The sequence below is a fragment of the Mucilaginibacter sp. P4_D1 genome (genome assembly GCF_056401935.1).
This window is the reverse complement of record NZ_JBFUIJ010000022.1, coordinates 58229-71449: the sequence shown is the minus strand read 5'-3', so window position 1 is coordinate 71449 and position 13221 is coordinate 58229. Positions and strand designations below refer to the sequence as shown.

General features: G+C 43.4%; 9 protein-coding genes. 1 reads left to right on the top strand and 8 read right to left on the bottom strand.

What is annotated here, in order from left to right:
- Window positions 1-3: 3 nt before the first annotated feature.
- The 8 genes from AC1DV1_RS18555 to AC1DV1_RS18520 all read right to left on the bottom strand — a co-directional run bounded on the left by AC1DV1_RS18555 (window position 4) and on the right by AC1DV1_RS18520 (window position 11464).
- Entirely contained in the window at window positions 4-153 is a 150-nt protein-coding gene (locus AC1DV1_RS18555; RefSeq protein ID WP_477361908.1) for a DUF5989 family protein, read from the bottom strand.
- Window positions 154-162: 9 nt separating this feature from the next.
- Window positions 163-543: an SxtJ family membrane protein gene (locus tag AC1DV1_RS18550; RefSeq protein WP_477361906.1), complete on the bottom strand. Its 381-nt coding sequence runs from the start codon at window positions 541-543 to the stop codon at window positions 163-165.
- Window positions 543-2381: an SGNH/GDSL hydrolase family protein gene (locus tag AC1DV1_RS18545; RefSeq protein ID WP_477361904.1), complete on the bottom strand. Its 1839-nt coding sequence runs from the start codon at window positions 2379-2381 to the stop codon at window positions 543-545. Before AC1DV1_RS18545 ends, AC1DV1_RS18550 begins: the two co-directional genes overlap by 1 nt.
- A 5-nt stretch (window positions 2382-2386) precedes the next feature.
- Window positions 2387-4363: a glycoside hydrolase family 127 protein gene (locus AC1DV1_RS18540; RefSeq protein WP_477361902.1), complete on the bottom strand. Its 1977-nt coding sequence runs from the start codon at window positions 4361-4363 to the stop codon at window positions 2387-2389.
- A 142-nt stretch (window positions 4364-4505) separates the two neighbouring features.
- Window positions 4506-6143: a RagB/SusD family nutrient uptake outer membrane protein gene (locus AC1DV1_RS18535; protein WP_477361900.1), complete on the bottom strand. Its 1638-nt coding sequence runs from the start codon at window positions 6141-6143 to the stop codon at window positions 4506-4508.
- An 11-nt stretch (window positions 6144-6154) separates the two neighbouring features.
- Window positions 6155-9496 carry a SusC/RagA family TonB-linked outer membrane protein gene (locus AC1DV1_RS18530; RefSeq protein ID WP_477361898.1) on the bottom strand — a complete coding sequence of 1114 codons (3342 nt, stop codon included), beginning with the start codon at window positions 9494-9496 and terminating at the stop codon, window positions 6155-6157.
- Between the two features lie 207 nt (window positions 9497-9703).
- Entirely contained in the window at window positions 9704-10744 is a 1041-nt protein-coding gene (locus tag AC1DV1_RS18525; RefSeq protein WP_477361896.1) for a FecR family protein, read from the bottom strand.
- A 147-nt stretch (window positions 10745-10891) separates the two neighbouring features.
- Window positions 10892-11464, bottom strand: coding sequence for an RNA polymerase sigma-70 factor (locus AC1DV1_RS18520; protein ID WP_477361894.1), 573 nt, complete (start codon window positions 11462-11464; stop codon window positions 10892-10894).
- Window positions 11465-12375: 911 nt separating this feature from the next.
- Here AC1DV1_RS18520 and AC1DV1_RS18515 point away from each other — a divergent pair.
- Window positions 12376-13191 (top strand): DUF6597 domain-containing transcriptional factor, encoded by an 816-nt coding sequence (locus AC1DV1_RS18515; RefSeq protein WP_477361892.1) that lies wholly within the window; start codon window positions 12376-12378, stop codon window positions 13189-13191.
- Window positions 13192-13221: the final 30 nt, after the last annotated feature.

Below are 13221 nucleotides of genomic sequence, written 5' to 3'. Positions count from 1 at the left end.
GGCTTAAAAAACACTATAGATAAAAGGCGCCAATACCGATCCCTGGGCCAGAAACAAAAACAGGCTTAGGATAAACAGAAAAATAAATAAAGGCCAAAGCCACAGTCGTTTCCGCGACCATAGGAACATCAAAAACTCACCTATAATTTCCATAACATCTATTTAAAATTGCTGCTCCAGGGTGCTGCTTGGTGCCGGTTTTGTGGGTTTCCAATACGAGCCACCTGGTTTTGTTTTCAGGTCAAGACCTTGCTTGCCCAGTAACCGCATGATAAGGCCAATCGGGCTTATCACTAAAAAGAACACCAGGAATAAAATAATGGCCGTATTGATCATCCCCAAAACATCGCCGATTTTTCCCCACAATATCCTTATGGGATTTAATATCAATGGTACTGTTAACGCGGTAAGCACGAGCGATGCCCCCACAACAGTAAGCGTCAAAGAAAAATGATGACGCACAAGCTGCTGATATATTGAGATAAAGAGGCAAGCAGCACCTATTATCAACCCAAATTTTCGATTTAGCACTTTTTGTTCCATCAGTTATATTTTAAAGCGGCTTCATCGGCACCAATGGCGTGATAATTTGCTGCTATCCTGCCATTGGCTATCTTATCCACGGATTGCAATGTTGTCTTCTTTAGCCTGATGATATCTAAAACCATGGCCCGCATACTACGCAACCCCGCGTATGCCGGGTTTTGCTGTAAAGCCATGTCAATATACGGGAGGGCATTGACGGGCAAATCGCTTTTTAAATATACCAGGTAAATATTTTGAATATTGGTAAACGATGGCTCCAATTCATAGGCTTTTTTAAAATAGTAAACCGAATTAGCAGTATTGCCCAATTCAAAACTTAAACGACCAGCATAAACCGGGTAAGTGGCATTTTGAGGTTTTTCAAGCATCACGGCTTCAACCGCCTTAAGCGCCGTTTTTTTATCGTTGGCCTGCATGCTGTACTTAAAAAGCTGGTTCATGGCATCAAGCCAGCTTATGYGATTTACTGATACTGCCCCCGCAAGCTGTTCCTCTATACTGCTGCCGCGTTTAAACCCCGCTGGAATAGGCTTATTGAATGGCCAGCCGACTTGCAGCATCATTATGGTATAAGCGCCATAAAGCGAGTCGACCTTGGTCACCGGCATTTTGTCAATAAGTTCAGCAAGGCTCATGTCCTTTGCTGCATGAACTTTGATCAGGTTCGAATCTTTGATCGACTGATAAAAAGCTTCAGAAAGCAAGGCATAACCATATAAATTGGGGTGCACATGTTCCAGCAAAGTTTCGCTGCCTAAAATGCGGTGGGGCGAATGTTGTTCAAAAACCTCAAGCGTGTTAACCAAATGAACATTACTGTATTTTTTAGCAAGGCCGACAATGGCCTGGTTCATGGCCTCGGGTGCCCTGAAACGTAACTGATCGAGCTCTTTTGCTTTAATATACTGTTGTTTGGCGGCTACATAATTTCCGGCCTGATAAGATGCCCTTGCCAGCGCAAACTGATTATCGGCCGAGGCTTCTGTTTTACCCAATCCGCTAATAAATGGTTTCAGATCTTTTTGATTACTCACCAGCGTGCTCAAAAAAACGGGCACCTTTTGCTGCTGCATAAAATTGCACAACTCATCCATGTTGCTTTTAAACTGATCAATCCCGGCGTTGTACGCGTCAGACTGGTAGCCTATCTCCTGTTGCCGGGCCATACGCTCCATCAGGTTATTACGCTGATCAACATCCGCAGATGCCGGCTTAAAACTGTGCGTCGTGTTATTGATCAGCTGTACCAAACGCAGTTCTTTTAGCGCAAGCACTGTTTTTACCAGCAGGCGGTTATTGGCAATATGACTGGTTGACCCTATTCCCAAAGCCCCGTAATATTCATTATGGCCGGTGTATATCAACACCGCGTCGGGCTGGTACTTTACTACCTGCTTGCCAAAATCAAGCACGGTGTAAGAGTTTACCGCCGTGAGCGAAACGTTAATAACCTCAAACTGTAAGCCCCGATAAGTATGCATAAGGCGATATTGCAGCCAGCGGTGAAACGACCCATTATGCAGGTAAGGATAACCGGCGGTAGTCGATTCGCCCAATACAAAAACCCTGAATGTATTTTTAGCTTTTACTACTTTGAAGGGTTCAATACTGCCTTTGGTAGCATTTGCCGTATCGGTAAAATATCGCTCAGATGCATATTGATTAATAACCCAATAATCGGGATTATCGGGGTAGCGGATAAACAGGTTGGTATTGTGCCCGTAATTGAACAGGCGCAAAAAAAGCTCGGCAAAAAATAGAATAACCAGGGGCAAGCAAAAAGCAACAGCCCTAAACCATCTTAATTTTTTGCCGGAGAGCTTCTCGTTCTTCATCAATATTATTTGCTGTTATTTGCCTCGGGAAACCAAACTGTCATCTCGCCTTTGCCGCGGTTGGCCCATGAGTAATAAGGGATGGCGGTAAGTTCCACCTTTTTTGCAGCCGCGCTGTTAATGCCTTTACTCAATACCTCTCCTTTTAAAACAGTTATACCGTTTAATAAGCCTGCTTCGGCTACTGGTGTAAAGGTTGCGTTTGCAGGAATCACAATGGTGCTTACATCGGCTTTATTATCGGGCCATTCGGCACAATACATAATAGGGCCACGCTGTAAAGCTGTTTTGCCATGATCCTCGGCAAGGGCTTTATTGGCAACAACCTTTTTTACCTGCATAGGCAAATCCAGTTGAATATTGTCGCCTTTTTTCCATTTTCTGTTTATTACAGCATAACCATTTTCAATTTTATAGCTCAATGGTTTGCCATTTAGTTTTATGCCGATGCGGGCGACGGCTTTATTCTGAAACGAATACAGATCGGATGGAATTGCCTCGGCCCTCGCCCAGCCTGGTAACCTTACACGCAAGGCAAAGGCAGCAGGTGCCTCTGGCGATACATCAAATGCAAGCGCACCATTCCACGGGTAATTGTTACGTTGTACTATGTTTACCTTTTTCCCCTCAACCTTAAGAGCGGCAGTGCCTGCTATAAACAGGTTAATAAACACATCTTTATCTTTTTGGGCATAAATGTAACCCGATAGCGATGGCAGGAAACGCGCCATATTGGTTGGGCAGCAGGAACATTCAAACCAACCAGACCGGCCAGCCTCTAAAGCCGGATGCGTGAAGCCATTGGTTACCTGCATGGCATTGGTATAAAAAAACGATTGCCCATCCAGGCCAACACCCGATATAAGACCATTGTATAACACCTTTTCCAGTACATCGATGTATTTAGCCTCGCCATGCAGCAGGAACATGCGTTGGTTCCAGTATACATCGCCAATGGCGGCACAGGTTTCGTTGTAAGCAGTGGCGTTGGGCAGTTCATAATCTGCCCCAAAACGCTCACCGCCCGGTACGGCCCCAATTCCGCCCTGAACATAAATTTTCTTGCTCACCATGTTATTCCATATCTTATCAATAGCGGTAAGGTATTCCTTATCGCCCGTTAAGGCAGCCACATCCGCCATGCCCGAGTACAGGTACATGGCCCGCACGGCATGGCCCTCGGCATCGTCCTGATCAATAACCGGTTGGTTATCCTGCCAGTACATCCCGTTTTTCCATTCATCAGTACTGGTTTTATCATAGGCGCGATGACCGCGTTCGTCAATAAAAAACTTAGCCAGGGTTAGGTATTCTTTTTTCCCCGTAATGCGGTACAGGCGCACCAGGCCCATTTCTACAATTTCGTGCCCCGGCGCTACATGTCTTTTACCCGGGCCGAAGGTTTTAACTAACAAATCGGCATTACGCAAAGCGATATCCAAAAAATTGCGTTTATTAGTGGCCAGGTAGTGTGCGGCGGCGGCCTCAAACATATGGCCCGAATTGTACAGCTCATGGCTCAATTCGTTCTCTTTAACCCAACGTTCCGGGCCCGACCACGGGTGCGGGTGCAATGGGTCGATAGTGCGGGCAGTATATAAATAACCATCGGGTTCCTGGGCTTTACCCACTATAGTGATCAGCGAATCGACATAAGCGTCCAGCCTGGGATCGGGATGAACGGCCATGGAATAAGATGCGCCTTCAATGGTTTTGTAAATGTCTGTATCATCAAAAGGGAACTTAGTACAAAACTTACCGGTCCTGGCAGCCGCCATTTCAAAGTTTTTTACCCGGCCGGTGTTTTCGCAACGGGCAAATGATGCCGGTATGGTAACCGTGCGGTTAGTTTCAATCCGTGGCGACCAAAAATGATCATCGAGCTTTACATTGGTAAATGATACCGGTTTTATAGGATAATCTTTGTTTTGCGCGTATGCAACCCCACAATAAAACGATAAAACAATTAGTATTCTCTTCATTTTGTTTGCGTTATAAAAGCTAAAAGCGGAATGCAAAAAGCTTAAAGCTATTTAATTAACTATCAGTATTTTTTGAATAAACTAATAAACTTCATATGAAAGGCACAGGATATAAGCTACATCCTGTGCCCTTGGTAATTTATTAATAACCGGTATTTTGTTTAAGGTTGGTATTTTTAACAACTTCCTGCCGTGGTAATGGCAGCAAAGCGCGGTAATCGCCGTTTGGCGAGTGCGACAGCCATGACTTTTTAGTATAAACCCCAAAACGAATCAAATCCTGCCTGCGGCGGCCTTCAGTATTAAACTCCCAGGCCAGCTCGTCTAAAAACCTGCCGTATTGAATATCGGTACCACCTTCGTGCGTGGTATTAATGTGATTTCTTAAACCATAATCATACGTACTGCCTTTTTGCAAATCGGAACCGGTAACAGTAGCTTTTGCAGGGTTGGCTGTAAAATTACGCTGCCTAACCTGGGTAACTAACAGGGCTGCGCCGTTGGCATCGCCAGATCTGAGCATGCTTTCTGCTTTCATCATTAACACATCAGCATAACGGAACAACGGAAAATCATTGCTTAAGCCCAGCAAAGCACCTTGCTTGTACTCAAACTTACCAAGCCTGAAACCGTGCACCTCCTCGGTTGAGTCGACACCGGGCACCACGTTAATGTAATTAAGCGGTTTACCGGTATAAGCCCCCAGTGAGCCGTTGATAGGCACGCCGGCCAAAGTGTATTGCTGCCCTTGAATCCAGTTGCTTTTTAACCTGCTATCATCAGGATCAAACGTGTTGATAAATTGCGGTATAGCACAAATGCCGCCCCATGGCGAGTATTGGAAGTTATAGGTAGCCTGGTTTTCGGGCTCGAGGCTTTCCATATGTAAAGCAAAAGCGTTAGCACCATCGGCAGTAAACTTTTCATCAAAAGGGATTGCGAAAATGATCTCTTTTGAGTTTTGATTTTCGGTGGCAAAAACCGAGCTCTGGCTTGCTTCCAAACCAAAACCAACGCCTGAGTTGATAATGGCATTGCACTCGGTGATACATTTATCCCACGCAGCAGTACCCGTATATACACCCGCATTAAGGTACACTTTAGCCAACAATGCATGTGCGGCCCATTGGTTAAACTTACCATAGGTTGTTTGATCGTTTGCCTTGCTTAACAAGGGTAAATTGGTGGTAATTTCTGATACGATAAAATTATAAACTTCCTGCCTGCTGCTCTGCGTTGGTAAAAACCCTGCCGGTAAATCAAATTTGGTGATGATGGGCACGCTGCCAAAAAAATCGCAAAGCGGATAGTAGAATGATGCACGCAAAACCTTCAGTTCGGCCAGGGCGGCGTCTTTACCCGTTGTAATAGGGATAAGGCCATTTTCAATCTGGTAAATAACCCGGTTACAGGTAGTGATACCGGCGTAGGCATTGTTCCATATCTGGTAGCAGTTATCCTCATCAGATGTCCATTTATGTTCATGTACCCGCCGATAAATGCCACCATCTACCCAGCCATTAGGGCGTTCGGGAATTACCAGCTCATCGGCCGAGATTTCGTTTGTTCTGAAAACGGAGTTGGCACTACGTCCAAGCTCCAACGGGCGCCAATAGGTATACCCTGCGCCAAGTAATGAGGCCAGATCTTCGGTACCCGGCGTAAAGTTGCTCGCTACAATCGTGGAGTAATCCTTATCTTTTAATTTGGTGCAGGAAAATGTAATAGCAACAGCAGTTAAAACTACCGCGCTGCTTAATATATAATGTATCTTTTTCATGATGTTAATGATTAAAAGTTTGCGCTTAAGCCCAATGTAAATGTCCTGGTGGTTGGATACTTGTCACGGTTATCATTACCGGGGTCTAATCCGCTGCGGCTCACCTCAGGATCAATCCCTTTGTAGCCGGTTATTACAAATGTGTTAAGCGTAGATACATAAATGCGTGGCGCGTGGATATATTTTGATTTTAAACTATTGAAGGTATAACCCAGGTTGATGTTATCAATTTTCCAGAAATCGCCATTTTCAATATAATAACTGTTAAACTCCAGCGGCATGGTTTTATTAAGCACCGCGGTACCAAACACTTTATCATTGGCCGATTTTAACCGGTTATAATATTGAATAGAAGTATTTTCATAATACATGCGCTGAAAGTTGAGGATCTGATAGCCGAAAGCGCCGCGCATAGTTATGCTAAAATCCCAATTTTTATAACGGATGTTATTATTCCACCCTGCATAGTATTTCGGCAGGCCATTACCCAGTACCCTCTTATCTTCAAACGAGTGGGTAAAATCTTTATAGGCTACTGATTTACCATTTTGGTCTTCATATATCCACTGCCCGTCTGGCGATACACCGGTAACTTTAAAGCCATAAAAATCGCCTATGTTTTTACCAACAGTAACAATATTGGTAAAGGTTTGAATGGGCTCGCCGGTGCCACCTGTTGTAAAGTAGTTACTGGTTGTCTTATAGGTTTCGTTTGATAAGCTGATGAGTTTATTGGTATTGGTTGAAAAGTTAAAGCTGGTTGTCCATTGAAAATCTGCCTTACGTATTGGGGTGATGTTTAATAAAACCTCGATCCCTTTATTTTGCATGGTGCCTACGTTTGCCCTGGTAGATGGATATAAATTTGGCGGACTCGGTACCGCATAATCATATAATAAACCTTTTATCTTACGGTTGTACAGATCAACAGAGCCGGTGATCATCCCTTTAAGCAAACTATAATCCAGCCCCAAATCGGCTTCATGTTTTTCTTCCCAACGCAGGTTTGGGTTTGGATTTTGCGACGGACCAAGCGTTTGTACCCATTGCCCGTTTGATAACACATAGTTGCCATAGCCTAACAAACCTACACCTAAAAAGCCTTGTGCCGGCTGGTTACCGGTAACACCGTAACCTGCACGTAACTTCAAATCATCAAAAATTTGCTGCCCCTGCATAAATGACTCTTTGGTGATCCGCCATCCTACCTGTACAGCCGGAAAGGTACCCCAAGGTTCTTTTGCACCATAAAGCTGGCTGGCGGCCTCGCGGCGTACACTGGCCAACAACAGGTACCTATCTTTATAATTATAGGTAGCACGGCCAAAAAAGCTGATGAGGTTAGTTTCTGATCTTGTGCTGCTTTCAACACCCAAGCCGTTTGCGGCGGCGCGGCCTAAACCAATGTTGTTATAGCTGAATATATCGGTTGGAAAATCATGGTTTTGCTCAAAAAACGAAAACGTATCATTGTCCTGGTAGCTATAGCCGCCTAAAACCGAAAAGTTATGATCGCCAATTGTTTTTTTATACTCGGCAGTTAACTCTAACAGCCGATCTATCGACTGTAAAGAACCCACCGCGGCATAACCATTCAGGTGGTCACGAATGTTGGAGATGTTTTCCTTATTTTCTGAATAGCCCGCGGTTTGGTTAAAGCGTGTGTATGAACCTAATGCCGATAACTTAAGGCCATCAAACGGCGTAAGGGTGATGGTTGAGTTATATTTTGATGTTGTGTTTGAGGTTTTACCATCGCTATTATAAATCATCGATACCGGGTTCTGATAATTAAAAATGCTTGGCTGCTCAAAGTAAGTACCATCGGCATTTTTAACAGGTGCTGTTGGGTTTTGCAAAATAGCCTGGCGATAGGTATAACCATTAAATGTACCGCCATCCTGGGTTTGGGTAAAGGCGTTGTCCTGTTGCAATAAACCAAAATTGATCTTCAATTTATCATTAAACATGTAATGATTGATATCAACCCGGCCAGAGAAAGTACGGTTATTTGATTTCAGGAAAATACCGTTCAATGACCGGTAATTAACCGAAGCCAAATAATTGGTTTTACTATTGCCGCCTCTTAAAGTGAGCGTATGTACGGTAGTTACCGGCAGGCTGTTGGATATCGCTTTAAGCCAATCTGTCGAGCTGCCCAAATCATATGATTTATCCCGGGTACCGGCCGCAATCTGAGCACGGTAATCGGCCGCGGTGAATAATTTGGGTTCACGGGCAAGGGTTTGAGTACTCACGTAGCCGCTATAATCAACCGCATTGGTAAAATTGCTGCTTGCGCGTTTGGTAGTGATGATGATAACCCCATTGGTACCACGTACGCCGTAAATAGCCGCAGCCGATCCATCTTTCAATACATCAATGGTTTCAATATCTTCGGGTACAACGGTTTTTAAACTGCCGGGCACACCATCAACCAATACCAAAGGATCGGAGTTGGCACCCAATAAAGTGGTATTACCCCTTAACAGGATCACCGAGCCGGATGTAGGATCTCCGCTTGGTGCTGATACCGAAAGACCGGCCACCTTGCCCTGTAATAGCTGACCGGCATCCAAAACCGGGCCTTTTACAAAGTTTTCGGCTTTAACTGTAGCTACCGAGCTGGTAACATCACCTTTACGCTGGCTACCGTAACCAATAACAATAACCTCATTAAGCGAATTTGGCGATGCCACCATGCGTACATTGATCACGGTACGGCCGCCGGCAGGTATCTCCTGCGAACTAAAGCCGATAAAAGAAAAAGTAAGGATGGCTTTTTCGGTTTCGGCATCGGGAATGTTCAGGGTGTATTTCCCGGTTACATCGGTTTGGGTGCCCATACTGGTTCCTTTTATAGTTACGGTAACGCCGGGTAAAGGCTGGTCATGATCATCGGTTACTTTACCCGTTATGGTTTTGGCAACTGCCAGTGGCGTATTTTCGGCCTCATCGGTATTTACCACATCAGGTTGTTTTGCAACGGCTGTGGCCTTTGCCAAAACTATCTGATCGCCAATGATATCAAATGTAATCCCCCTGGGCGTTAACAGCTTGCTAAGTATAGCACCCAGCTTTTCTTGTTTGGCATCTATTGAAAGGCCAAGCTCGTTTTCTACAAGGTTTTTACGGTATACAAACTTCAGACTGGTTACTTTTTCCAGTTGTTGTATAGCGTTGGTAAGGCTTGTATTTTGAATATTATAATCAACCCGCTTATCAAGCAGGCCCTGTCCTTTGCTGGCGTTTGCAAATGAAATACCAGTAAACACAAGGATGATTATAATTTGACTAAAAGTGATCCTCATAATTTTACACCAGTCAAAGTGGTTTTGTAAATAAATCTTCATACATTTAAGTGTTTCTTTTTGAAAAAATTGAGACATAGGATTCCCGGTTCACCTTTTTAGGCGTTGTACACCGGGGGTTTAAAAATTATAGGGGTGTCTCCAGCACTCCTATTCTTTTTTCAGGAAATTGCGGTTGGTTTTAAGTAATAATTCTTTTTTCCATATGGGCTGCTTTAGGTTTTATTGGTTATTGAACTGTATAATTGGTTATTGTTTATTGCTTTCCATTATAAAACTGTTACCATTTACGCTGTAGGTTGCATTCAGGGTTTTTTTAAGGATTTCCATAATGGCAGGCAGGTTTTCGTTGGTAAAATCGGCTTTCAAAAAATCGGTCTTAATGCTCTCGTCCCGGGAGCTGATGTTTACATTAAAGCTTTTATTTAGCGCTTTAAATACTTCACTTATTGGTGTGTTGTTAAACGAAAGGCTTGCTTTTTTCCACATGCCCAATGAGGCATCCTTGATCTCCATATTCTTTTTAAGATCGTCAGCCACTTTATCATAAACAGCTTCCTGGTTGGGCAACAGCATAACGCCATCGCCGGCAGCAAGCGTATTATTTACACCCGGCTTAGTTAGCTGCCCGGCTACAGTTACAGAAACCTTACCGGTAACCACATCCACCCGGGTGGTTTTATCGGCCGCGTAAGCGCGGATCCTAAAACTTGTACCCCATACTTTGGTAATTACATTACCAGTTGAAATAGAAAACGGACGTGAATGATCTTTAGTTACTTCAAAAAACGCTTCGCCGGTTAATGAAACCCTGCGGCTGTGTTTTTCAAATGTTTTGGTATAAGTTAAGGCCGAACCTGGGCTTACCCAAACCCGGCTGCCATCTGATAAAATAATGTCTTTGATAGCCTTAGTAGTATTGCTAAAAACCTGCTGCGTATTTGTAACCTGCAAAGTATTATTTACTTGCTGTGGTTTTAGTTTGATAAAAAACACCGCGATCAAAACAGCGGCAACGCCCGATAGCCAGTATAAAATGGTCTTTACCCGGTTTGTTCTGTTTCTATTAATTGAAACTATCCCGTCGCCTTCTACCTCGTTGATGTTATTGTTGATGTTTTGCCACATCAGCATTTTAAAAAGTTCCTGTTCACGGGCCRAAAGCTCGGTAACATCGTCCCGGTCAAGTTCAAACGACTCATACCAGGCAAGGATCATATCCTTTTCGTGCTCATCACAGTTGCCTGCAAAAAATTTTTCCAATAGCTCGGCAGGTAATTTCTTTTTCATTAGGGACTTGTTTTGGACAAGAGTTAATATTGGTTATATAATAAGATGTAACCTGACTAAGGCGCATCCCCTACTCCTGTTTAAAATATTTTCAAAAAAATTATTGATACAAGTACGCATGTACTCTTTATCAGGAGAGAAAAATGGTTACCGCAATAAAAAAAACAACACCAGGATATTAAGATGTACCTTTAAAAACCGCAGGGCTTTGGTCAGGTGGTTCTCTACCGTTTTTTCAGAAATACCCAGAAGCAGGGCTATTTCTTTATTAGTTTTATACTGATTGCGGCTTAATTCAAATACATTGCGGCATTTGGGTGGTAAATGGGTAACCTCGACCTCAACACGTTCAAGCAGTTCTTTGTAGTAGTAATTTTCTTCAGTGGAATTATCGAAGCTGTTGTTAACCATCAGCAAAATTTCACTGTATGAATTGCGCACAGCCTCGGCCCTTTTATAGTTAAGTACCAGGTACCTGATAGAAGTAAATAAATACCCCTGAAGCGATGTAACTATTTTAACCTGCTTCCGGTTGATCCAAAGGCCGGTAAAAAAATCCTGCACAATCTCTTTGGCTGTTTCCCTTTCTTTGAGGCGTTTATAAGCAGCAGCATAAAGTTTAAGCCAATAACGGTTGTAGATCTCTTCAAACGCGCTGATACTATCCTTTTCGAAAAGTTCGATCAATTCTACATCCGTAAGGTCACAAAACTTTTTCATCTTTACGATAATTACCAACACACTCCGATACAGCTAAACTGCCATACGTAAAATATAACCGTTAAGTTTACAATTAATAAAGGGCAACAATATCCAGTAAAGCTATTATGGTACTCCTACTTAGGTTATAACAGGGGCAATATAAGCATATTTTTAAATCGCAAGCCGAAAACTAAAAAATAATTGTGCTTTACACACTAATAAAACACCTGAGTCTTAAGGTTAACCGGAAATTCAGAAACTATCGCAGGTGCTAACGTTGGTGTTTGCCGGCCGGGCTGCGCCGCAGCGCGGGCAGACTACCGTATTAAGTGTTGATCTGTTTTTTGTATCTTCCCATTTTTAGGAGTTTCCTTAGCGTTATCGGCTGTCTTTTTAAAAGAATTACTCATAAAGTTTCCCTGACTGATGCCTTTTGATAACACTGCCGGCAAATAAACATTGCCAAAAATTCGAGAAAGTGCAGTATTTGGACATCCCGGAGCCCTTGACCAGCTCGTTCCGGAATAGCAAACCAATCGTTCTTAAATACTTTGACCATGCTAATAATTTTACATTCACTGGCGTTTATTGAATCTTCATACGCAAACGAATGAACCCGGAACACGGAATGGGATGGTCAAAGATCCCGGATTATGCACGTATGCCCTGCCGTTCCGGGAAAAGGCATAGCGGCCACCGCTATAGCAATCATGAGCACGCCCTCGGGCCCATATACAGTTAGCGCTGATTTTTTTAGATATCTGAATAGCGTCTGCCAGGTGCTTGTAATTTTTATTTTTTTGCACTCTCGTCTAAAAATGGCAGGAGGACCGCCGCTTTTTATTAATTTTAATTACCTTCTTTGACTGCGCACAGCGCTAATATCACTATGTAAATGTAACTTAGGTTAAGAAAGTGATCAACGACCAATGCAGTATTCAGAATTTCGTCCTCAAGGCATTTTAAAGAATTACATACAGTGTTATTTTGTGTGCGGATCTGATACCACTATATTCACACAGGACAAAGTGTTTGCAAGCGGGCATGTGGAAATCATGTTCAATTTAGGAACATCTGGCTTTCAGCAAATCAGGGCCGGCGGGCTGCTCAAACAACCCGGGATCCAGTTGTGGGGGCAAACCATTCAGCCTTTTACTTTTGCTACCGGCGGCAGGCATGAAATGTTAGGCATCAGGTTTTTTCCCCATACCGCTGCATTCTTTTTTGAGGAGAGCATAGCAGAATTTAATAACCAGCTCATTGATTTTGCGGAAATTGGCGGCAAGGCCGCGCTTCTCCTGCATTCAAAATTGATGGAAACCGCCCGACTGGACCGGCGTATTGAATTGGTAGAAGAGTTTTTACTGTTCAGGCTTTCGCTTTTGGAAAGAAAACTCGACAAGGCAGCGCTGGTAAATAGTATAATGCGCGAATTAACAAAGGATGATTTTTTTGAAAACATCAGTGCTATCGCCTCGCGGTATGGCGTTTCATCACGTTATCTTCAACAGGTATTTTTGAAGTATTCCGGCCTTAGTCCTCATCTTTTCAGTAAGATAGCCCGGTTTCAAAAAAGCCTTCATATGGTGGTTGAAAAAGACATCCCGCTGACTACAATTGCACACGAATGCGGGTATTTCGATCAATCTCATTTTATAAAAGACTTTAAGTTTTTCACCGGCTCGGTACCTTCGAGGTTTTCTCCTGAAAGTTCTACCGATCTGTCCGCCGCCCTTCCAAATTAAAGTGTTCCGATTTTTACAATTTACCCTCCT